At 70.3% G+C, this 23,250-nt stretch carries 15 protein-coding genes; 10 read left to right on the top strand and 5 right to left on the bottom strand.

Going from position 1 to position 23,250, the window contains the following annotated elements; genetic code table 11:
- Positions 1-17: 17 nt before the first annotated feature.
- Together IPN03_19945 and IPN03_19940 are read right to left on the bottom strand one after the other, a co-directional pair.
- On the bottom strand, positions 18-296 hold the full coding sequence (locus tag IPN03_19945; protein ID MBK9375924.1) for a zinc ribbon domain-containing protein: 279 nt from the start codon (positions 294-296) through the stop codon (positions 18-20).
- Positions 297-350: 54 nt separating this feature from the next.
- Complete coding sequence (locus IPN03_19940; protein ID MBK9375923.1) at positions 351-2,393, bottom strand: bifunctional diguanylate cyclase/phosphodiesterase; 2,043 nt, start codon at positions 2,391-2,393, stop codon at positions 351-353.
- An 83-nt stretch (positions 2,394-2,476) separates the two neighbouring features.
- Between IPN03_19940 and IPN03_19935 the strand changes: the two genes are divergently transcribed.
- The 6 genes from IPN03_19935 to IPN03_19910 all read left to right on the top strand — a co-directional run bounded on the left by IPN03_19935 (position 2,477) and on the right by IPN03_19910 (position 10,500).
- Positions 2,477-3,289 (top strand): ParA family protein, encoded by an 813-nt coding sequence (locus IPN03_19935; GenBank protein MBK9375922.1) that lies wholly within the window; start codon positions 2,477-2,479, stop codon positions 3,287-3,289.
- Positions 3,232-4,419, top strand: coding sequence for a metallophosphoesterase (locus IPN03_19930; GenBank protein ID MBK9375921.1), 1,188 nt, complete (start codon positions 3,232-3,234; stop codon positions 4,417-4,419). The genes IPN03_19935 and IPN03_19930 overlap by 58 nt, the downstream gene beginning before the upstream one ends.
- Before the next feature lie 71 nt (positions 4,420-4,490).
- Entirely contained in the window at positions 4,491-5,477 is a 987-nt protein-coding gene (locus tag IPN03_19925; GenBank protein MBK9375920.1) for an ABC transporter ATP-binding protein, read from the top strand.
- A complete protein-coding gene (locus IPN03_19920) occupies positions 5,474-6,328 on the top strand; it encodes an ABC transporter permease subunit (protein MBK9375919.1) in 855 nt (284 codons plus the stop codon). The genes IPN03_19925 and IPN03_19920 overlap by 4 nt, the downstream gene beginning before the upstream one ends.
- A gap of 1 nt (position 6,329) precedes the next feature.
- Positions 6,330-7,313, top strand: a complete 984-nt coding sequence (locus IPN03_19915) for a hypothetical protein (protein ID MBK9375918.1) — start codon at positions 6,330-6,332, stop codon at positions 7,311-7,313.
- 133 nt (positions 7,314-7,446) lie between these two features.
- The gene (locus IPN03_19910) at positions 7,447-10,500 is read left to right on the top strand and encodes a DUF1028 domain-containing protein (GenBank protein ID MBK9375917.1); all 3,054 of its coding nucleotides are present in this window, start codon (positions 7,447-7,449) and stop codon (positions 10,498-10,500) included.
- On the opposite strand, the gene IPN03_19905 is transcribed toward IPN03_19910, so the two are convergent.
- Positions 10,460-14,944, bottom strand: coding sequence for a response regulator (locus tag IPN03_19905; protein MBK9375916.1), 4,485 nt, complete (start codon positions 14,942-14,944; stop codon positions 10,460-10,462). The two genes, IPN03_19910 and IPN03_19905, sit on opposite strands and share 41 nt — an antisense overlap.
- A gap of 66 nt (positions 14,945-15,010) precedes the next feature.
- Positions 15,011-17,008, bottom strand: a complete 1,998-nt coding sequence (locus tag IPN03_19900) for a 2-oxoisovalerate dehydrogenase (protein MBK9375915.1) — start codon at positions 17,006-17,008, stop codon at positions 15,011-15,013.
- A 318-nt stretch (positions 17,009-17,326) separates the two neighbouring features.
- Here IPN03_19900 and IPN03_19895 point away from each other — a divergent pair, with 318 nt between their 5' ends.
- From IPN03_19895 to IPN03_19880, 4 genes are all read left to right on the top strand, one after another.
- Complete coding sequence (locus tag IPN03_19895) at positions 17,327-18,820, top strand: S1 RNA-binding domain-containing protein (GenBank protein MBK9375914.1); 1,494 nt, start codon at positions 17,327-17,329, stop codon at positions 18,818-18,820.
- Positions 18,821-18,904: 84 nt separating this feature from the next.
- Entirely contained in the window at positions 18,905-21,238 is a 2,334-nt protein-coding gene (locus IPN03_19890; protein ID MBK9375913.1) for a DNA topoisomerase 4 subunit A, read from the top strand.
- A 2-nt stretch (positions 21,239-21,240) separates the two neighbouring features.
- Positions 21,241-22,092: a 4-hydroxy-3-methylbut-2-enyl diphosphate reductase gene (ispH, locus tag IPN03_19885; protein MBK9375912.1), complete on the top strand. Its 852-nt coding sequence runs from the start codon at positions 21,241-21,243 to the stop codon at positions 22,090-22,092.
- A 35-nt stretch (positions 22,093-22,127) separates the two neighbouring features.
- Positions 22,128-22,511: a hypothetical protein gene (locus IPN03_19880; protein ID MBK9375911.1), complete on the top strand. Its 384-nt coding sequence runs from the start codon at positions 22,128-22,130 to the stop codon at positions 22,509-22,511.
- Between the two features lie 36 nt (positions 22,512-22,547).
- On the opposite strand, the gene IPN03_19875 is transcribed toward IPN03_19880, so the two are convergent.
- On the bottom strand, positions 22,548-23,246 hold the full coding sequence (locus IPN03_19875) for a 1-acyl-sn-glycerol-3-phosphate acyltransferase (GenBank protein MBK9375910.1): 699 nt from the start codon (positions 23,244-23,246) through the stop codon (positions 22,548-22,550).
- Positions 23,247-23,250 lie beyond the last annotated feature (4 nt).

Genomic DNA, 23,250 nt, shown 5'->3' with positions numbered 1-23,250 from the left:
CAGGACCGGCGGGGATTCTAATCGTCGAATCCGCCCCCCATCCCGCCCCCCATCCCGCAGCCGCCCATGCCGCAGGCGCTCATGTCCCCTGTCTCGCAGGAGCCCATGCCGCACGGGGCGTCGAAGGAATCGCCTCCCTTGTCTCCGCCGTGGGCGGCAAAGGTCGAGAGGAGGCGGCCGAGGTCGCCGGAGCCGCAGTGGGCGCACTCGGGGACGTAGCCGGCGGCGTCGCCGGCCAGGACGAGGTCCTCGGTCTTCTTTCCGCAGGCGCGGCAACGGTACTCGTAGACGGGCATGGCAGGACCTCCTGCGTCGATTCTACGGACGGGCGGAAGGGAAGGCGAAGAGGCTCAGGCCACGGAGCCGCCGGAGGCCCGGGCCACCCGGCGGTCGCCGATGAGGAGGAACGTCGCCTCGGCGGCCGGGAGAGGGCGGCTGACGACGTATCCCTGGATCCGGTCGCACGCGGCGCGACGGAGGATCGCGACCTGCTCGTCCGTTTCGACCCCTTCGGCGACCGTCCCGAGCTTCAGGTTGTGCGCCAGGTCGATGACCGACCGGACGATGGCGGCCGACTGCGGGTCGCTGGCCATCGCCTGGATGAACGAGCCGTCGATCTTGAGCGTGTCGACCGGAAAGGTCCGGAGGTAGGCGAGGGAGGAATAGCCGGTACCGAAGTCGTCGATCGAGATCGAGACCCCGAGGGACTGCAGCTCGCGCAGGACGAACTGCGAGACGTCGGGGCTCTCCATGGCGACGCGCTCGGTGATCTCCAGGTCGAGAAACGGAGCCGGAAGGCCCGTCTCGGAGAGGGTGTCGCGGACGGTCAGGTAGAGGTCGGGCTGCCGGAACTCCCGCGCCGAGAGGTTCACCGAGACCCGGGTCGGGGTGCCCGCCTTCTGCCATTCGCGGGCCTGGGCGCAGGCCGTCTTCAGGGCCCAGCGGCCGATCGGGACGATGAGGCCGTTCGCCTCGGCGAGGTGGATGAAGTCGGACGGGGGCACCTGGCCGAGCTCGGCGCTTTCCCAGCGCAGGAGCGCCTCGAACCCTTCGATCCGACCCGTCGCGACGGAGACGATGGGCTGGTAGAAGAGCTTCAGCTCGCCTTCGGTGAGGGCTTTGCGTATGGCCCCCTCGAGGGCCACCGTCTTGCGCGCCGCCTCGTTCAGCGACGGGTCGAAGGCCAGGATGGTGTCGCGCCCGTCGTCTCGCGCCCGGGAGGATGCGATGTCGGCGGCGGCGAGAAGGGTTTCCGCGACGTCGCCGTGCCGGGGAGAGACGGCGAGCCCGCCGCTCAGCGTGACGTGGACCTCCCGGCCGTTGAGGACGAAGGGCCTCTTCGTGGCGGCGCGGATCTTCTCGACGACGGCGTCCGCCTCGTCGGGGTCGCGGACCTCCAGGAGGAGGCCGAACTCGTCTCCCGACAGGCGCGCCACGGTGTCGGTCTCGCGGACGGCGCCCTTGAGCCGCGTCCCGACGCTGCGCAGGAGCTCGTCGCCGGTCGCGTGCCCGAGGGAATCGTTCAGGAGCTTGAACCGGTCGATGTCGAGCGCGAGGACGGCCACCGAGCGGCGGTCCCGGACGGCGCGCCGGAGGGCCTGGGCGGTCCGCTCGAGGAGCATCAGTCGGTTCGGGAGGCCCGTGAGGGCGTCGTGCCCCGCCATGTGCTCCAGCTGGGCGGCGGCCGCCACCGCGGCGTTTCTCTCGTCCTCGAGGAGGAGGATGACGATGCCGAGGACGGTGACGACGGCCAGCAGGACGTCGAGCGAGCTCAGGAGCGTCAGGAGCGGGTGGCGCACGCCGGACGAGAACCCGCCGATTCCGACCACCAGGTAGTGGAGGTGGTGGACGCCGGTGACGGCGAGAGATCCCGACACGAGCGTGCGGCCGAGGGTGGGGCGCTCGCGCAGGCCCCGCCTCACGAGGAAGGCCGCGAGGAGAAAGACGATCCCGGCCGTCAGGGACCGGACGCCGAAGCGGAGAGCGTAGCGAAGAAAGGCCGCCGACGGGTCGGCCGAGCCCGGAAGCGCGATGAGCACCGCGAGGATGGACGTGCCCGCGAGGACCGGGACGAGGCGCCGGCGCGGGAAGAGGACGCCCGTGCCGACTTCGCGGGATCCGGCGAGGAGGTAGACGAGCTGGCCGAAGCCGGCGATCGCGGCGAGGGAGGCGAGGACGACCCGGGGCTGACCCGCGACACCCGTCCGGGCCGCGAGGTAGGCGACCGCCGAGCCGAGGCTGTGAAACGTGAGAAAGAGCCAGCTCCAGGCCCAGCTCCTGAGCCAGGGCCGCTGGCGGGCGCGATGGAGCGAGGCGAGGACGGCGGATGCCACGGCCGCGCTGGCCGCCGTTCCGACGTAGCCGTAGAACGGGAGCAGGGACTCGGAGGTCACCCGCGATCCTCCCCCTTCCATGTTACGTGCTCGCGAGGCCCGGTGCGATGATCCCCGGCCAGTCAGAGGTCGGGAGGGCGCGCATGAGATGGGTCGTCTTCAACCAGAAGGGGGGCGTCGGAAAGTCGACGCTCGTCAGCAACCTCGCGGCGGTGGCCGCCGACGAGGGGAAACGGTCTCTCGTCGTCGATCTCGACCCCCAGGGTTGCTCGTCGCACTATCTCCTGGGGCCCCGGGCGAAGGCCGCCCGGCCGAACCTCGCGGACTTCTTCGAGCAGAGCCTCGCGATCCGGCTCTTCGACGAGAGCCTCAGGACCTTCATCCACGCCTCGCCGTTCGAGGGGCTCGACGTCCTGCCGACGCAGCCCCTCATGGAGACGTTTCACACCAAGCTCGAAGGGCGGCACAAGATCTACAAGCTACGCGACGCTCTCGCGCCGCTCACGGGCTACGAGCACGTCTTCTTCGACACGCCGCCCGCCCTCAACTTCTTCACCCTGTCGGCGCTCATCGCGGCCGAGCGGGTCCTCATCCCGTTCGACTGCGACGACTTCTCCCGCCGCGCCCTCTACGGCCTCCTCGAGATCGTCGAAGAGGTGAAGCAGGACCACAACCCGGGGCTGACGGTTGCCGGGATCGTCGTCAACAACTTCCAGCCGAGGGCGCGTCTTCCGCAGCAGCTCGTCGACGAGCTGAAGGCCGAGGGGCTCCCGGTCCTGACGCCGTACGTCTCGGCGTCGGTCAAGGTTCGCGAGTCGCACCAGGAGTCCGCCCCGCTCGTCCACTACGCCCCCTCGCACAAGCTCTCCGGCGAGCTGCGGCAGCTGTGGGCGACGCTGTGGAAGGCGGCGAGGGGGACGGCGAAGCGGGCCGGAACGCGGGCCGCGGCGCGGTGAGGCTCGCGGCGGCGGGGCTCGTCTGCCTGGGGCTCGCGTCCGCGCCGGGAGCCGCCGACGTGGCAGCGCCCCCTTCGAGCCCGTTCGCCGCGGGCGTCGAGACGCTGCTCCTCGTCGGGGATGCCGGCAAGCCTGCCGCAGACGAGCCCCTGCTCCGGGCTCTCGCCACGGAAGCGGGGAAGGACCCGGAGCGGACGCTCGTCGTCTTCCTCGGGGACAACCTCTACCCGAACGGCCTCCCGGACGAGGCCGACCCGTGGCGGAGGGAAGGCGAGAGGCGGCTCGCGGCCCAGGCCGACGCCGCCCTCGGCGCGGGGGCGCGGGTCCTCTTCCTGCCGGGAAACCACGACTGGGACGGAATGCGCCGGAACGGGTGGGCGTCGGTCGTCCGCCAGGAGAGGTTTCTCTCGCGGCGGTCTCCGCGCCTGCTCTACGCCCCGGGAGGCGGCTGCCCGGGGCCGCTCCTCCTGCCGACCGCTTCCGGCGTGACGCTTGCCGTCCTCGACACGCAGTGGTGGCTTCACCACGAAGGCCCTCGCCCGGAAGGACCGACGTCTCCCTGTGCGGCCAGCAGCGCGGAGCAGGCCGTCGCGCAGCTTCGGGCGGCGGCCGGGAGGGGGCCGCTCGCCCTCCTGACGCACCACCCGCTCTCCAGCGGCGGGCCGCACGGCACGAGGACAGGCGACTGGAAGCCCCACGTCTTCCCCCTTCGGGACGCCGCCCCGACGCTCTGGGTTCCGCTTCCCGGGCTCGGGTCGCTCTGGGTCGCGTACAGGGACGGGAAGGGGACGGGCCAGGACTTCGCTTCTCGCCGGTACAGGCGGCTCCGTTCCGACCTGGCCGCGGCGCTCGACGAGCACCCGGCCCTCTTCCAGGCCTCCGGACACGATCATTCCGTGCAGGTCCTCGAGGCGCCCGTTCCAGCCGCCCGGTGGGTCCTCGTGTCGGGTTCGGGCATCTTCCCGGGAGGGACGGTCGTTTCGAAGATCCCTTCGACCCGGTACGCGACGTCGAAGGCCGGTTTCCTGCGGGTTCGCCTCTCTCGACGTGGCGATCCGCCACACCTGACGGCGATCGAGGCAACGCGCAAAGGAGTGGCGAAGGAGACGTTCGCGGTCGACCTCCGGTAGGCGAACGAGACATTCCGCCCCATTCCGGCTCGCGTGGGAACCAGATGGCTCGGGTCACCGTAGAGAGGGCCATGACCGCCATCCTCTCCGCCGAGGGTCTTTCGAAGACCTTCCGGACCCCGTTCTCGCGGCGGGAAGTGAGAGCCCTGGACGGTCTTGACCTTCAGGTCGCCTCTGGCGAGGTCTTCGGACTCCTCGGACCGAACGGGGCGGGGAAGACGACGACCGTCAAGATCCTCCTGGGCCTGACTCTTCCGACTTCCGGGCGGGCCGAGCTGTTCGGCCTTCCCGCGTCCGATCCCGAGAGCCGGCGACGCGTCGGCTACCTCCCCGAAGGGCACCGGTTCCCGGGGTACCTCTCGGCCCGGCAGACCCTCTCGATCTTTGGTCGGATGTCGGGAGTATCCGGCCCCGACCTGAAAACCCGGATTCCCGAGCTCCTCGCCCGCGTCCGTCTCTCCGACTGGGCCGACATGAAGGTGAAGAAGTTCTCGAAGGGGATGACGCAGCGGCTCGGCCTCGCCTCGGCCCTCGTCCACCGGCCCGATCTCCTCCTCCTCGACGAGCCGACCGACGGCGTCGATCCGGTGGGACGGCGCGAGATCCGCGACCTCCTCCGCGAGGAGGCGGCCCGCGGCGCGGCGATCCTCCTCAACTCCCATCTCCTGTCCGAGATCGAGATGACGTGCGACCGGGTGGCGGTGCTCCGGAAGGGCAAGTCGGTCGCGACCGGGCGCATCGCCGACCTGACGGCGCAGGGCTTCAGCTACCGCTTCGCCGGGACGGGAATCGACGAGGCGCTGCTGGGACTCTTCCGCGAGACGGGCGCGGGTGCCGAGCGGGTGAACGGGCACGTGAAGCTGACGGCGAGGGACGCCGAGCACCTGAACGCCCTCGTCGACACCGCGCGCTCCCGCGGCGTCCTCGTGACCGAGCTGACGCCGGTCCGCTCGACGCTCGAGGACGTCTTCGTCGACCTGGTGAAGGCCGGCGACGCGACGGAAGAGCAGGGCGCCGCAGCGGGCCCGGGCCCGGAGCCTGAAGGGAGGCCGCAGTGAAGGTCCTCGCGTCGAACGTCGAAGAGGTCTTCCGCGAGGCCGCGGCGCGCTGGACGCTCGTCGCCTATGCCACCCTCTCCACGCTCTTCATCGCCCTCTTCGCCGCCGCCGTGAACCTCGACGTGGTGGACGGCGCCCTGGCCGGGGCGAAGCTCTTCGGCAAGGAGCTCGAGATCGGGCGGCGCACCGTCGACCTCGACAAGCTCGTCCTCGGCTTCGAGTCGGGCTTCTCCGGGTTCCTCTACGTCGTCGCGACGTTCCTCGCCGTCTTCGCGACGGCGCACCTCGTGCCGCGCCTGCAGGAGAAGGGAACGATCGACCTCTATCTCTCGCGGCCGGTCGGACGGGTGCCGCTGCTCCTCTCGCGCTACGCCGGAGGGCTCCTCCTCGCGGGGTTGAACGTCGCCTACCTCATCGGCGCGATGGGGCTCCTCATCTGGTGGAAGACGGGGGTCGTCCACCCGCGCTTCTTCCTGGGCGGGGCGATCATCTTCTTCACGATCGCGACGCTCATGGCGTTCGCGTTCCTCGTCGGCGTCGTCACCTCGTCGACGGCGGTCTCGATCATGGCGACCTTCGCCGTGTTCTTCCTGGCGGCCATCCTCTCCGGGCACCGGCAGATCGAGGCGGCGCTCGCCACGGAGTGGGCGGCCGCGCTCGTTCGGGGCTTCTACTGGGTGCTCCCGAAGACCGGGCAGCTCGCGCAGGCGACGGTCGACTTCGTGTCGAACGGCGAGCTCTCGCGCCGCACCCGCGAGATCGACCACCTCGCCGTCTTCGGCTCCACCGCGCTCTTCGGCCTCGGTTCCCTCACGCTTTCCGCGTTTCTCTTCCGGAGAAAGGACTTCTGACATGAGACGTCTCGCGCTCCTCGCCCTCGCCACGGCCCTCGCCTTCCCGTCCGAGGCGGCCCGCCCCACCGACGACGCCCTCGCCCTCGTCCCGCCCGACTCGGTGACGGCCGGGATGCTGCGCGTGGCCGACTTCAGGACGAGCCCCCTCGCCGCACGCTTCTTCGCCGAGTTCGACCGGGCGACGGTCGAAGGCGACGCCGCGAGGTTCCTCGCCGAGGCGCGCCTCCACCCGATCGACGACGTCGACCTCGTCGTCTTCGCGGCAGAGGACGGCGGGAAGGGCAAAGCCCTCGTCGCCTTCGAGGGGCGCTTCGAGCCGCAGCGTCTCGCGGCGGCCGTCGCCTCCCGTGGCGCCGAGGCGCGCACGGCTCCCGGCGGGACGTACTTCCTCCTGAAGGAGAAGGGGCAGACGGGCCACAAGGGCGACGGCGCGGTCGCGTTCGTGAGCAGCCGTCTTCTCGTCGCCGGCTCCGAGGACGCCGTCGTGAAGGCGCTCGCCGCCCGGGCCGCGGGCGGGACCGGCTTCCTCGGGGGCGCCGGCCTCGGCGCGCAGCTCGACAGGGTGAACGCCAACGCCTCCGGCTGGCTCCTCGTCGACCGGACGAAGCTCCCGCAGGCGAAGGGCTCGCTGACGATCACGAGCGGTGAAGGGGACGCGGCGCGCAACGTGCTCGGCGCGATGAACCTCGTCTCGACCTTCTCCTTCGAGATGACGGTGAAGGGAGACGCCATCCGCCTCTCGGGCGCCGGCTACAGCGGCGACGCCGAGACGCGCGAGCTCCTCGAGGACGCGCTTCGGGGAATCCTCGCGGCGATGAGGATCGCGAGCCAGGAACGGCCCGAGGTCGTGTCGGCCATCCGGAAGTTCAAGGTCGAGAGCGACCGCGACGCCGTGACGATCTCCGGCACGCTCGACGGGGCGACCATCAGGATGCTCGCCGAAGCGAAGGCGAAGCGCGAGAAGGCCCGGGCTGCGGAGTAGAAAGCCGCGACCCAGTCGCCCAAGAGCCCGATGGGGTCAGGTCTTGATTTTCCACTATAGCCTGAGGCTATAGTGGAAAATCAAGACCTGACCCCATTTCGGGAGGACGCCGTTTCGGAACTATGCTTCGGGCGTGCGAACCCTTCGAACGATCGCCCTCTCCCTCCTCCTCGTTCCGTTCGTCGCCCCGGCGGGGGAAACTCCCGGGGTGAAGCCTCCCGTCGCGAAGAAGGTCCCGAAGGTCACCGAGGTCCACGGGGAGAAGCTCGTGGACGACTGGTTCTGGCTGCGCGAGAAGCAGAACCCCGAGGTGAAGGCGTACCTCGACGCCGAGAACGCGTACACCGACGCCGTGACGAAGCCGGGCGAGGCGCTGCGGCAGAAGGTCTACGACGAGGCCGTCGGGCGGATCAAGGAAACCGACCTGTCGGTGCCGTACCGCCACAGAGGGTACTTCTGGTACTCGAGGACGGAGAAGGGGCAGCAGTACCCGATCGGCTGCCGGAAGAAGGGGAGCCTCGACGCGGCCGAGCAGGTCGTCCTCGACCTGAACGAGATCGCGAAGACCGAGAAGTTCGTGGGCCGGGGAGTCTTCGCTCCGAGCGACGACGGCAGGTTCCTCGCCTACACGATCGACACGACCGGTTTCCGGCTCTACACGCTCCAGGTGAAGGATCTCGAGACGGGCAGGCTCCTGGCCGACAGGGTCGAGAAGGTGAACTCCGTCGCGTGGGCGGGGGACGGGAAGACGCTCTTCTACGTCGTCGAAGACGCGGCCAAGCGCCCCTGGCGGCTCTACCGGCACGCGGTGGGGACGACGGGGCCGGACGTTCTCGTCTACGAGGAGACTGACGAGCGGTTCAACCTCGGCGTGTCGCGCTCGCGCGACGACGCCTGGATCCTCGTGCAGTCCGGGAGCCACACGCAGAGCGAGTGGCGCCTGATCCCGGCGGCGAAACCGGACGAGGCCCCGCGGGTCGTCGCGGCGCGGGAGAAGGACCACGAGTACGACGTGGAGGCGGCGGGGGACCTCCTCTACATCCGGACGAACGACGGCTGTCGTGACTTCCGCGTCGTCACCGCTCCGGCGGCGAGCCCCGGGAAGGCGTCGTGGAAAGAGCTCGTCCCCTGTCGGGACGGGGTCATGGTCTCCGGCGTCGACGCCTTCAAGGGCCACCTCGTCCTGTTCGAGCGCCAGGATGCCCTGCCGAAGCTCTCGGTGCGGGACCTGTCGACCGGCGCGACGCACCGGATCGAGGTGCCGGAGGCGATCGCCTCGTCGTTCCCCGAGGCCAATCCCGAGTACGACACGAAGACGTTCCGCTTCTCGTGGCAGTCGTTCACGACTGCGCCGATGGTCTACGACTACGACATGGCGACGCGCGAGCGGACGCTCCTGAAGAAGACCGAGGTGCCCGGCGGGTACGACCCGTCGCGATACCGCTCCGAGCGGCTCTTTGCCACGGCGGCCGACGGAACGAAGGTCCCCGTCAGCGTCGTCTTCCGGAAGGACGTGCCGCGGGACGGCACCGCCCCGCTCTTCCTGACGGGCTACGGCTCGTACGGCGCGCCCTCGTTCGTCGCGTTCAACCCGGCGCTCCCGAGCCTTCTCGACCGGGGGGTCGTCTACGCCGTCGCGCACGTCCGCGGCGGGGGCGACCTCGGGAAGAAGTGGCACGACGCCGGCCGGATGATGTCGAAGAAGAACACGTTCACCGACTTCGTCGCCTGCGCCGAGGCGCTGGTGACGACGAAGCTCGCCGCGAAGGACCGGATCGCGATCCAGGGAGGCAGCGCGGGCGGGCTCCTCATCGGTGCCGTCGTGAACCTGAGGCCGGAGCTCTTCCGGGCGGCCATCCTCCACGTCCCCTTCGTCGACGTCATCAACACGATGCTCGACGAAACGCTCCCGCTCACCGTCGGGGAGTTCGAGGAGTGGGGGAACCCGAGGCAGAAGGACGAGTACCTCTACATGAAGTCGTACAGCCCCTACGACAACCTGAAGAAGGGGGCCTACCCGTCGATCCTCGTGAAGACCTCCTTCAACGACAGCCAGGTCATGTACTGGGAGCCGGCGAAGTACGTCGCGAAGCTCCGGACGCTCAAGACCGACACGAACCCGCTCCTCCTGAAGACGAACATGGCGGGCGGGCACGGCGGGTCGTCGGGCCGTTACGACCGGCTGAAGGAGACGGCGTTCGACCAGGCGTTCGTCCTGTCTCAGCTCGGGGTCCCCGACCTTCCGTCCTCGATTCCCGTCCCCGCGCGGCCGGTTCACACCTACTCGATCGTCGCGCGCGACCCGGCGACGGGGCAGCTCGGCGTGGCGGTCCAGTCGCACTGGTTCTCGGTGGGCGCGATGGTTCCCTGGGCCCGAGCCGGGGTCGGCGCCGTCGCCACCCAGTCGTTCGTCGACGCCAGCTACGGGCCGCTCGGCCTCTCGCTGCTCGAGGCGGGGCGGGCTGCGCCGGATGCGCTGAGGGGCCTGCTTTCTGCCGACGCGGGGCGCGAGGTGCGCCAGGTGGCGATGATCGACGCCGCCGGGCGCGTCGCGGCCCACACGGGCGCCAGCTGCATCGAGGCGGCCGGACACCACGTCGGGAAGGACTACTCCGTCCAGGCGAACATGATGCGGAACGCGACGGTCTGGCCCGCGATGGCCAGGGCGTTCGAGACGGCGAAGGGCGACCTCGCGGAACGGATGCTCGCGGCGCTCGACGCGGCGGAAGCCGCCGGCGGGGACATCCGCGGGAAGCAGTCGGCGGCGCTCATCGTCGTGAGCGGGACCCCGACGGGCCGGCCCTGGCAGGACCGGGTCTTCGACCTGCGCGTCGAGGACAGTGTGGCGCCGCTCCCGGAGCTGCGCCGGCTCGTGACGCTGGGGCGCGCGTACAACCTGATGAACGAGGGAGACCTCGCCGTCGAGAAGAAGGACGACGCCGGGGCGCTGAAGGCCTATTCGGCCGCGCAGGCGATCGTCCCCGGCAGCGCCGAGATGACCTACTGGACGGCGGTCTCGCTCGTCGGCATGGGGAAGGTCGACGAGGCCCTGCCGCTCTTCCGGAAGACGTTCGCCATCGACCGGAGCTGGGCCGAGCTGACGTCGCGACTGCCGAAGGCCGGGCTCCTCCCCGACGACCCCGCGCTCATCGGGCGGATCGTGGCCCAGGCTCCAGCGGCTCGGTAGGAGAGCCGGGGAGAGTCCCCAGGGCGGTTCGGACGCGGGCGAGCTCCTCCTCGATCCGGTCGAGGAGGGGCCCGAGCGTCGTCGTCTCGTTCTCCTTCGCCCGCGACTCCGCCTCGCGGCAGAGGGACGAGAGCTCGAGCGCCCCGAAGCTCGCGCTCGTCGACTTGAGCGTGTGCACGGCGCGGTGGAGCTCGTCGGCGCGCTCGGCCGAGAGCGCCGCGCGCGCCGACGCCAGGAGCCCTTCCGACTCGTGGGCGAAGGAGCGGACGATCCCCGGGAGGAGGTCGCTCGAGCGCGCGCCGAGGGAGGCGTGCAGGCGGGCCCACGACTTCTCGTCGAGCCCGGGAGGCGTCGGGAGCGGCCCGGGCGGAGGAGGAACGGCGGACTCCGAAGGAGGAGGGGGTGACTCCGCCTCGTCGACCAGGGGCGAAATGGCCGCGGCGGCCCGTTCGAGCGCGGAGACGAGGTCGGAGATTCCCATCGGCTTGACGAGGTAGTCGTCCATGCCGGCGGCCAGGCAGGCCTCGCGGTCGCCGGGGAGCGCGTGCGCCGTCATCGCGGCGATGCGCGGTCCGGCGGCGCCGAGCTCGGCCCGGATCCGGCGCGTCGCCTCGATCCCGTCCAGCTCGGGCATCTGGACGTCCATCAGGACGAAGTCGTAGACGTTCTGCCGGATGGCGTCGACGGCCTCGGCCCCGTTCGCGGCGACGTCGGCGGCGTAGCCGAGGCGCTCCAGCATCAGGAGCGCCAGCTCGCGGTTGGTCGGGTTGTCCTCGGCGAGGAGGATCCGGAGGGGGTGGCGCGCACCCATCGCGCCGTCGAACCTCGGCCTCGCCGAGGATTCCCTGCGGACCGCCGGCCGGCTTCCCCCGAGGAGAGCGGCGACGACCTCGTGGAGCGCGGCCGGCTTCACGGGCCGGGCGAGGCGGGCGGAGAGCCCTTCGTCCTTCTCGTCGGCCTCGGCGCCGAGCGGGACGAGGAGGACGACGGGAAACTGCGGTGTGCCGGCCGACCTGAACTGCAGAGCGGCCATGGAGCCGTCCCCCGAGGGGAGGTCCCGGTCGACGAGCGCGAGGTCGAATCGTGCTCCGCCCCTCACGAGCGAGACCGCCTCGGCGAGCGAGGAACAGGCCGTGACCGCGAAGCCCCAGCGGGTCAGGAGCCGTTCGAGGAGCGACCGGGTCGTCGCGCCATCCTCGACGACCAGGGCGAGGCGACCGGCGAACGCACTCCGTCGCGGCAGGGCGAACGACCCCGAAGAGGGGTTCGCCGCCTCCAGGCGTGCGACGAACCGGAACGTCGAGCCTCTTCCGGGCGCACTCTCGAAGGCGATGGTCCCACCCATCAGCTCTGCGAGCCGGCGGGAGATCGCGAGACCGAGCCCCGTGCCGCCGAAGCGGCGGGTGGTCGAGCTGTCGCCCTGCCGGAACGACTCGAAGAGCGAGGCGGCCCGGTCGGGCGAGATGCCGATCCCCGTGTCGCGGACGGTCACGACGAGGTCGACGCTCGTTCCGGGCGTAACGGGTCCCTCCGGGTTCGAACGGACCGAGACGGCCACCTCGCCGGCGTCGGTGAACTTCACCGCGTTCCCGACGAGGTTCATGACGACCTGCTTCACGCGGGTGACGTCGCCGAGGAGCGAGATCGGCACCCCGTCGTCCACGTCGAGCGTCAGCTCGAGGCGCTTCTCCTCGGCGCGCTGCGCGAGGACGTCGACCGCCCCTTCGAGGCACGAGCGGACGTCGAACGGCCTCCGCTCGAGGCCCATCCGGCCCGCCTCGATCTTCGAGAAATCGAGGATGTCGTCGATGAGGCGAAGGAGCGTCTCGCCACTCTGCCGGATCGTGTCGGCGAACTGGCGCTGCTCCCGCGTCAGGGGCGTGCCGAGGAGGAGGCTCGTCATCCCGATGACACCGTTCATCGGGGTCCGGATCTCGTGGCTCATCGTGGCGAGGAACGCGCTCTTGGCCCTGTTGGCGTCCTCGGCCTCGCGGGTCGCCGCCTCGAGCTCCACCGTCCGGGCCGTCACGAGCTCCTCGAGGACCTCTCGCCGACGGCGCTGCCTGCGCGTCCGGCGATGGAGGCCCGCGGCCAGGAGCGCGATCGCCCCGGCGGCGACCGCCGCACGGAACCACCCCTTCTGGGCGAGCGTCGGCTCGATCGTCACGGTCGTTTTCGCGCCGGTCGTCCAGGTGCCGCCCCCCCTCCTCGCCGCCACCTCGAAGACGTAGCTCCCCGGCGAGAGGTTCGTGTAGCTCGCGGAGCGCTCCCGGCCGGCGTCCACCCAGGTCGGGTCGACGCCGTCGAGGCGGAACCGGAAGCGGACGTCGGCGGGTGCGACGAGGCTGATTCCTGTGTAGCGGATCTCGAGGCGGGAAGAGCCCGGGGGAACGAGGACGGTCTCGCCCACCTCGACCGGCGCTCCGTCGGAGAGGACTCCTTCGATCCGGAGGGCGAGGAGCGGCGAGGGCCGCTCGAGGCGCTTCGTGTCGAGAATGGAGAGGCCTCGCGCCGTGGCGATCCAGAGTGTCCCGTCGTTCGTCCGGACGGCGCCCGGCTGGGTGCCCCCCGAGCAGCCTTCGCTGCGCATCCCGTCGGCGAGGCCGAAGTGCTCGGACGAGAAACCGCGCCTCTGGCCGTCCATCGTGGCCGAGACGTCGGCGCGGCGTGCGCGGAAGATGCCGTGGTTGCCGGTCATGAAGAGCCAGCCTTCGTCCTGCAGGACGCTCTTCACGAGGCCGTCGTAGAGGCCGTCCTTCGTCCCGACGCTGGCGAACGCGCCGTCCCGGAAACGGGCCAGTCCGTCGCCCGTCCCGATCCAGAGCGTCCCCTCGTCGTCGATCAGCAGGGACTGGATGCGCTCGTCGGGCAGGCCGTCGCGCTTCGTGAAGGCCCGGAAACGGTCTCCCGCAAAGAGCGCGAGCCCGGCCGTCGTTCCCGCCCAGACGCCCCCGCCCCGGGCGGGCAGGAGGCAGAGAAGCCGGTCCGACGGGAGGCCGTCCACGACGCCGAAGCGGCGGGCGACTCCGTCGCGCAGTCGGATGACGCCGCCGGGGAGAACCCCGACCCAGATCGACCCGTCCTCGTCTTCCGCGAGCGCCCGGATGTCGCGGGAGTCGACGGCCGGGGGCGGGAGCGGGACTCGGGTGAACGCGCCGCCCCGACCGACGGCGAGGCCGTCGGTGTAAGTGCCGACCCAGAGACGCCCGTCGCGGGCGGCCAGGAGCGCCGAGGGCTGGTCGGACGGGAGCCCGTCGTCGGTTCCGAACACCCGCGTCGCGCGACCCGCGATCCGGTGGAGACCGCCGCTGGCCACGGTGGCCCAGACCGCTCCCGAGGTGTCCTGCGTGACCGCGCGGACGTTCTCGCCCGCGAGCCCTTCGCGCCGCCCGAGGTTGACGAAGAGGCCGTGACGCAGGCGCAGCAACCCCTCGGTCCAGGTGCCGATCCAGACGCTTCCCTCGTGGTCCTGGTAGAGGCTCCAGACGTGGTCCGCGGGGAGGTCTCCCGTCGACGCCGAACGGCAGGACACTCCCTCGCCCGAGACCCTGCAGACCCCCCGGCCCCACGTTCCGACCCAGAGACTCCCCTCGCGATCGACGAGGAGCGCCGAGATCTGGCTCGTCGGGAGGCGGGGCGCCTCCTTCGTCGACACGCGCCCATCGACCACCCGCGCGAGGCCTCCCCCTGCGGTACCGACCCAGACGCCTCCGCCCGGGTGCGGGGCCAGCGCGATGACGGCGTCGTTCGGGAGCCCCTCGCGCATCGTGAAGACCCGGGTGCCGTCCTCCTGCAGGCGCGCGACTCCGCCTCCGGTCGATCCGGCCCAGACGACACCCGCGCGGTCGACGCAGAGGGTGCGCACCAGGAAGCGGCTGCCGCCGGTGGGTTCGACGCGCCGGAAACCCGCACCTTCCTGTCGGAAGAGCCCTTCGTCGTCCGTTCCGACCCAGAGGACGCCGCGCCCGTCGCGCGCGAGGGACTGGACCTTCAGCCCAGCGAGGCCCTCCCGTGGGCCGAGCGCTTCGAAGCGCGTCCCCGTCATTCGCAGGAGCCCGCCGCCGTTCGTCCCGACCCAGAGGGTGCCATCGTGGTCCGCGAGAAGGGCGAGGACCGAGTTCGCCGAGAACTCCGGCGTCGTCCGCCGGTCGAAGAGCGTGAACCGGGTCCCGTCGAACCGGACGAGCCCTTCCTGCGTCCCGATCCAGAGGTAGCCGTCGGGCGTCTGGGAGATCGCCTGGACCGTGTTCTGGGGGAGGCCCTGCCCGGCTTCCCAGCTGTCGAGCGTCGCGTGGGCGAGCGGGCGCGTCGCGTCGAGCGCGTGCGCGGCCGGAGACGACGCCAGACTGCCGAGTGCGGTGGCGACGGCGACGAAGGCGGCGCGACAGGCGCACCCGCGCACGCCGGGTGAGGAGTCGGACGAGCCCTTCGGCCCCGAGAGCATCGGCCGATGATAAGGCGGCGCGCCCCCCGCGGAGGCGCGCGAGAAAGGCTCAGTTCGGTGAACAGGTCAGTAGGCGAGGACCTTCCGGGCCGCCGCGAGCACGGTTCCGGTGCTCGGCAGGATCGCCCGTTCCAGGATGCGGTTGAACCCGACGGGCGTGAATGGCGATCCGACCCGCTCGACCGGGGCGTCGAGGTACTCGAAGAGCTCGCTCGTCACCTGGGCGGACAGCTCGCCGCCGAAGCCCCCGTGCACCTTGTCCTCGTGGGCGACGAGGACGCGCGAGGTCTTCTTCACGGAGGCGGCGATGGCGTCGAAGTCCAGCGGGGCGAGGGAGCGCAGGTCGAGCACCTCGATCTCCTTGCCTTCCTTCGCGAGGGTCGCCGCCGCCTCGAGCGCCCAGTGGACGGGCGTTCCATACGCGAGGACGGTGAGGTCCTTCCCCGGCCGCCGGAGGCGCGCCTTGCCGAACGGAACCGCAAAGCCCTCGGGGACGAACGTCTTCGAGAGGGGGGAGTTGTAGAGGAACTTCGGTTCGAGGTAGAGGGTGATGCCCCGCGATCTCACGGCCGTCCGGAGGAGCCCGGCGGCGTCGTCGGCGAAGGCGGGAACGACGATCCGGATCCCGGGAAGGGTCGTGAGCCAGCCCTCGATGTTCTGCGAGTGATAAAGGCCCCCGCCGATGTAGCCGCCGGACGCGAGACGCACGGTGACGTTCGGAACGAATTGCCCGTTCGTCCGCCAGTACTCGTGCGACATCTCGACCATCTGCTCGGCCGCCGGCCAGAAGTAGTCGGCGAACTCCGCCCCCTCGACGATGACCCTGACGCCGTCGCACACGCGAGAGAAGCCGTCGGCCATCCCGAGGATGTAGTCCTCGGCGATCGGGGCGTTGAAGACGCGGTGGCTCCCGAACTCCTTCTCCATTCCCTTCGTGACGTTGAAGATCCCGCCCTTCTCGCCGGAGGCGACGTCCTGACCCCAGATGAACGTGTCCTGGTTCTCGCGGAAGAGGTCCTTCATCGTCTCGTTGATCGCGTGGATCAGGGACGACTCGCGCAGCGGCCGGCCGTCGGGAGCGGTCGCCGGTGTCCTGGCGACCGTCGCCAGACCGTCTCCCTCGGGGACCCAGGGCTCGGGGAGGACGAAGTCGTGGATCGATTTCGGGTCGGGGTCGGGCGCGCTCCGGGCGCGGTCCGCCGCGGTCTCGTAGGCTTGCCGGTTCTCGTCCTCGATCGCGTGGATCTCCTCCTCCGAGAACGCGCCCCCCTCGATGAGGAGACGGCGGAAGCGGGGGAGCGGGTCGAGCTCGCGGGCCGAGGCCAGCTCGTCGTCGTCGCGGTAGAGCTCGTGCCGGTCGGAGTTCGAGTGGGAGCCGATGCGCACGCACTCGGCGTGGACGAGGACGGTCCCCGCGCCGCTCTGCGCGAATTCGGCGGCCTCGCGCAGGGCGCGGACCGAGTCGAGGACGTCCTTGCCGTCGCAGTGGATGACCTTGAGGTTCGGGAAGCTCGCGAAGTTGTCCGAGGCGTAGTGGTTCGCCGTCTGCTGGCGCTTCGGGACGGAAATGCCGTATCCGTTGTCCTGGATGACGAAGATGACCGGGAGCTTTCCGAGGGAGCAGCCGTTGACGGCTTCGTAGAAGTAGCCCTCGGAGGTGGACGACTCTCCCATCGAGCAGTAGACGAGGCTCTTCATCCCGTACGACCGGATGGCCCGGCCGAGGCCGGCGGCGTGCTGCGCGTGGTTGGAGACGCAGGAAGAGACGTTCCAGACGTAGAGGTCGTGCCGGGCGAAGTGGTTCGACATGTGCCGGCCGCCCGAGGCGACGTCCGAGGCCTTCGACATGCCGTTGAGGAGGATCTGCTCGGGGGTCACTCCCGCCGCGAGGCAGGTCGTCAGGTCGCGGTAGTAGGGGAACAGGTAGTCGAATGCGGGCCGGAAGATCGTCCCCAGCGCGACCTGGATGCCGTCGTGGCCGGCGCACGGCGCGTGGTAGGACCAGCCGAGACCCTGCTTGAGGTAGTTGGGGGCCTTGTCGTCGAGGACGCGCCCCATGTGCATGAGGGCGTACCACTTACGGAGCTCGTCCCGAGTCGGGTTGACGGCAGCGAGGGCGGGGGCGATCTCCGACGCGGTCAGGAGCGATTCGGTCAAGTACGTCCTCCGGGGCCGGCCGCGCAGGGGCGCAGGGCGGCAAGTCTGCGGGTCATAAACCCTTGACTATACGAGAAAGACTTCGCGATGGGTTCTCATTTTCGGGGTCGTCGCCGGCCTCCCGACGCTTTCCGGTTGCCCGGTGGCCGGTGGGGGTACAATCCGCATTCCCGCGCTTCGCCGGACCGCCCGGCGATCCCAGTCCCGCGGGCAGGAGTTCCGTCCGTGACCACACACGCCGTTGCCGTTCCCCCCGTCGACTCCACCGAGTCGGCGGATCGTCACGCATTCGAAGCCGCCCTCGAGGCGACTTTCCCCGCCAGCAAGCGGCCCCAGGAAGGGGAAGCCGTCAGCGGGATCATCGCCGGCATCACGCCGGACGTCGTGCTCGTCTCGATCGGAGCCAAGTCCGAGGCGCTGATGGACCTCCACGAGCTGGATGGCGAGAAGGTCGGCGACCGGATCGACGCCGTGGTCATCAAGGCCGGGCCGGACATCCGGCTCTCGAAGAAGCTCGCCGGCGCGCGTCGCGCCAAGGCGGAGCTGCGTGCCGCGTGGGAGACCGGAATTCCGGTCCTCGGCAAGGTCCTCTCCCGCAACAAGGGCGGCTTCGAGGTCGCCATCGGTGGGCCGGGCGGGCCGCGCGCGTTCTGCCCCGTCTCCCAGATCGACGTCGGGCGCCACGACGAGCCGGGCCTCCTCGAGTTCGTCAACCAGTCGTTCGACTTCCGGGTGATCGAGTACGCCGAGGACGGGCGACGCGTCGTCGTCAGCCGCGCGGCCCTCCTTCGCGATGCCATGGAGAAGAGCCTCGGAGAGATCCGCGACAAGATCGTCGTCGGCGCGATCCTCACGGGCCGGGTCCGCTCGATCACCGACTTCGGCGCGTTCGTCGACCTCGGCGGCGTCGACGGCCTCGTCCACGTCACCGAGATCTCGCGCCGCCGCGTGGCGCACGCCAAGGACGTCCTCACCGTCGGCCAGGACGTGTCCGTCAAGGTCACCAAGGTCGAGAACGAGGGCAAGCGCATCTCGCTCTCCATGAAGGAGCTCGAGAAGGACCCGTGGGAGGGTCTCGCCCAGAGGATCCCTCCCGGCACCGCGTTCACGAAACCCGTTGCGCGCCACGCCGAGTTCGGCATCTTCATCGAGATCGAACCGGGCATCGACGGTCTCGTCCACGTCTCCCAGCTCCCCCCCGGAGTCGACCTCAAGGACCCGTCCGTCGCGGCCGGCCAGGAGGTCTCCGGCTGGGTCCGCGAGATCGACGAGGAGCACCGCCGCCTCTCCCTCTCTCTCCGCGAGGTCTCCACCTCCGACCCCTGGGAAGGGCTCTCCACGAAGATGCCCGAGGGCTCGGTCGTCGCGGGACAGGTCGAGAACGTCGCGGCGTTCGGAGTCTTCGTCCGGCTCGAGATCGGACTCACCGGCCTCATCCCGAACTCCGAGACGGGCCTCCCGCACGGGACCCCCGCGACGAAGCTCTTCACGCCCGGCCAGAAGGTCGAGGTGAAGGTGATCGGCCTCGACGCACAGCGCCGCCGCATTTCCCTCTCGGCCAAGGGCGCCGGAGAGGAGGCCGAACGCGGCGAGATCCGCAAGTACCGCGAGGACTCGGCCAAGCGCGAGAAGAGCGACCCGAGCCGCCCGACGAACTTCGGCGCCTCCCTCATGGCGGCGCTCACCCAGCCGAACAAGTCGGCGAAGTCGGCCCGCTGAGACGGGCGGCCCCTCCGGGGCCGCGCTTCCCCGTAACATCCGTCCCCCCGGCCCAAAGCCGGGGGGATTTCTCTTGGGGGGGTCATGACGAGGAAACGATCCGAGAGCGCCGACCAGCCGGCGCTGGCTTTCGATGCCGAGATTCCTCTCCCGGAGGAGGCGCGGCGGCGCTACCTGAACTACGCCCTCTCGGTCATCACCGCCCGGGCCCTCCCCGACGTCCGCGACGGCCTGAAGCCCGTCCAGCGGCGGATCCTGTTCGCCATGTTCCAGAACCTCCACCTGACGCCCGACGCCAAGTTCAAGAAGTCGGCCACGGTCGTCGGCGACGTCATCGGCAAGTACCATCCCCACGGCGACGTGGCGATCTACGACGCCATGGTCCGGATGGCGCAGCCCTTCACCCTCAGGGCCCCGCTCGTGGAGGGTCACGGGAACTTCGGCTCCCTCGACGGCGACTCCGCCGCCGCGTACCGCTACACGGAGGCGCGCCTGCGGCCCCTGGCGGTGGAGCTCCTCTCCGAGATCAGGAAGCGGACGGTCGACTGGAAGCCGAACTACGACGGCGTCCACTTCGAGCCGATCGTGCTGCCCGCCCGATTCCCCAACCTCCTCGTGAACGGCGCCTCCGGCATCGCCGTCGGCATGGCCACCTCGATCCCTCCCCACAACCCGGTCGAGATCCTCGACGCGGCGATCGCCGCCATCGACGACCCCGCGGCCGACCCGCTGAGGTTCGTGAAGGGGCCCGACTTCCCGACGGGCGGACAGCTCCTCTCGACGAAGAAGGAGCTGAGGGAGATCTACGAGTCGGGGCAGGGGACGCTGAAGCTCCGGGCCGAGTACGAGATCGAGGAGCGCGGCCGCGGCGTGCAGGCGATCGTCGTGACCTCCGTCCCGTACGGCGTCGCGAAGGCCTCGCTCGTCGAGAAGATCGCCGAGGTGATCATCGCGCGGAAGCTCCCGGCCCTCGTCGACGTGCGGGACGAGTCGACCGACGACGTCCGGGTCGTCCTCGAGCTCAAGCGTGACGCCGACCCGGCGCTCGTGATGAGCTACCTCTACAGGCACACGCCGCTCCAGACGACCGTGCCGGTGAACCTGACGGCGCTCGTCCCGACGGCCAACCCCGAGGTCGCCGAGCCGGCCCGCCTCTCGCTCTCGGCGATCCTCAGGCACTTCCTCGACTTCCGCTTCGCGACGGTGAAGCGCCGCTTCGAGTACGAGCTCGAGGAGCTGCTCCGCCGCATCCACCTCCTCGAGGGGTTCGAGAAGATCTTCGACGAGCTCGACGAGGCGATCCGGATCATCCGAAAGAGCGACGGCAAGGCCGACGCCGCCGGAAAGCTCGTGAAGCGCTTCGACCTCGACGACGAGCAGGCCGACGCCGTCCTCGAGACGAAGCTCTACAAGCTCGCGCGCCTGGAGATCGAGTCGATTCGAAAGGAGCTGGCCGAGAAGCGGGCCGAGGCCGCGCGGATCGAGGCGATCCTGAAGTCGCCGGGGAAGCTCTGGGGGGTCGTCCAGCGCGAGCTCGTCGAGCTGCGCGGCGTCCTCTCGGGCGAGAAGCGGAAGACGCGCGTTTCCGCCGCGGTCGAGGAGCCGGAGTACGACGCCGAGGCGTTCATTCCCGACGAGGACGCCTTCGCCGTCGTCACCGTCGACGGGTGGCTCAAGCGCCTCGGGCAGCTGAAGGACCCGAAGCAGACGCGGCTGCGGGAGGGGGACGACGTCCTGGCCGTCCTGCAGGGCGGGACGCGCGAGCTCGTCGTCCTCTTCAGCAACCGGGGATCGGCCTACGTCCTCCGGATGAACGACGTCCCGGCCTCGACGGGCTACGGCGAGCCCGTGCAGAAGCTCTTCAAGTTCGCCGACGGCGAACGGGTCGTCGCGACCCTCTCTCTCGACCCGCGCGTGACGCCGGAGAAGGACGTCGTCCTCCTCGCGGCGACCCGCCAGGGCATGGTCCTGCGCTTCTCGGCCGATCCGCTCAGGGAGGCGACGACGCGCTCGGGTCGCCGCTTCGCCAAGCCCGCGGACGGCGACGAGGTCGCGGCCGTCGAGGTCTGCGAAGGGGGCGCGGTCGTGGCGCTGGCGTCCGAGAAGGGAAGGGCGATCCTCTTCGACGCGGACGATGTTCCCGTCCTCGCGGGTCCGGGGAAGGGCGTCATCGGCATCCGTCTCGCCGAGGACGACCGGGTCGTCGGCGCGACACTCTTCGGGAAGGACGAGAAGCGCGCCGTGCTGACGCTCGAGAACTCGAAGGGAACGACGTACACCGTCACCCGCCGGTACGACGTCGTCGGGCGCGGGGGGAAGGGCTTCGAGATGATCAAGAGGGACCGGTTCGTGAAGACCGTCCCTCCCGAGATCGTCCTGCTGGACCTTCCCGAGCGGTCCGGGGGCGGGGGGAGGTAGCCGTGGACGTCGTCCTCGCCGAGAAGTACGGGTTCTGCGCCGGGGTCAGGGTCGCCGACAAGCTCGTCCGGATCGCTGCGGCGAAGGGACAGACGGGCGCGATCCTGGGCCAGGTCGTCCACAACGAGAGCGTCGAGCGGGAGATGGCCACGCTCGGCTTCCCCACGGTTCACCGGCTCGAGGAGGCGCGGGAGCACGCGGGGCGGATCGTCTTCTCCGCCCACGGCGTCGCGCCGTCGGTCCGGGCCGAGGCGGCCTCGCTCGGGCTCGCGGCCATCGACACGACGTGCAAGTTCGTGACCGACATCCACCGGGAGATCTCCCGTTCGCTCGACGACGGGTGCTTCATCGCGGTCCTCGGGCAGAAGGGGCACCGCGAGGTCATCGGGTACACGAAGGACCTCGATCCGCAGCGGTACGGAATCTTCTACGACATCGAGGAGGTGAAGGCGTTCCCGTGGGAGGCGCACCCGAAGGTCAAGATCGTCTTCCAGACGACCCTCAGCGCCGAACGATTCTCCGAGCACGTCTCGGACCTGCGACGCCGCGTCCCCGACCTGAGGATCGCCGACACGATCTGCTACGCGACGAAGGAGAACCAGGACGCCCTGCGCGTCCTCTGCGCCGACCCCTCGATCGACGCCATCGTCGTCATCGGCGGGCAGCACTCGAAGAACACGAAGGAGCTCGTGAAGATCGCGGGAGAGAGCAAGCCGACGATCTTCGTCGGGACGGCCGCGGATCTCGACCCTGCGGCTTTCGCCGGGATGCGGAAGGTGGGCGTGACGGCCGGCGCCTCGACACCCGACTACGACGTCGAGGCGGTCGTGGAGAGGCTCCGGGCGGTCGGCTGACCGGGCACCCCGGGGCGTACACTTTCGCCATGGAGATCAAAGGTGCAGGCGGGACGCCGGGCGGCGTCGGGCTCTTCCTCGGCGGCCTCGCGATGATGGTCGTCGGGGGCTACCTCCTCCTCCAGCAGGTGCAGGTCCACAGCGGCTTCTGGGACTGGTTCGGGCCGAACACGTTCGGCCTCACGCTGATCCCGCTCCTCGTCGGCATCGGCGTTCTCTTCTTCGACGGGAAGTCGGTGGCGGGCTGGCTTCTCACCGGGGCCGGGGCGCTCATGATCGTGGCGGGGATCATCGCGAACCTCCAGATCTGGTTCCGGCCGACGAGCCTCTACAACACGCTGATGATGCTCGGACTCCTCGCGGGCGGCATCGGCCTCGTGGCACGGTCGCTGAAGTCGAAACCGGCGGAGAAGGGCTGACGCCCGGGCTCCGAGCCGCCGCGGACGGGCGCGTCCCTACGCCGGGTCCAGGATGAGCGTCCCGAGTTCCGCGATGACCTTCCGGCCCGTCTCCTTGTCGAACGGCGCGGCATAGAACGCGTCGAGGTCCATCGGCGGGAAGAAGCGGATCGTCGGGCTCTTTCCGGTCCGGCCGGGGAACTGCTTGTGGAGGAGCAGGTCGCGGAAGCCGTCGACGCGCACGGGGACGGCGATCGGCTTCGTGCGGTGGAGGAGCTGTGCGATCCCGGGACGGATCGGCGCGTGGTGCTGCGTCGTCCCCGTGGGGAAGTGGAGGAGCCAGCCCGTGGCGATCGCCTCCTCGATCTTGCCGATTCCTTCGAGGTCGACCGGCCGGTTGACCTCCTTGCCCGCCTCGCGGAAGGACCTCCGGAACGTGACCCCGCCCGCGTAGGTCAGGATCTGCGTCAGGAGGTTCTTCTTCATCGTCTCGGTCGCCGCCGAGAACCGCAGGTGCGGGTCCTCGTAGGGCATGTCGTGGACGATGTAGAAGAGGTCGTAGAAAGCGATCGCCTCGGTGAAGTAGGTCTGGTGATTCGACAGGAAGATGACGTTCCTGCGGGGGAGCGCCTTCAGGACGTCGACCCCTTCGGCCTTCACGGAGTTCAGCCAGCGGAAGTAGACCGGCGTGAGGAGATTCCCGATCGCGAGGATCATCCCGCGCCTCACGAGGCGGTCGAAGGAGGACTCGATCACGCGC

The organism is Holophagales bacterium (assembly GCA_016719485.1).
Classification (GTDB): Bacteria; Acidobacteriota; Thermoanaerobaculia; order UBA5066; family UBA5066; genus UBA5066.
The sequence above is the reverse complement of the archived record's forward strand: the minus strand, read 5'-3'. Positions and strand labels throughout refer to the sequence as shown.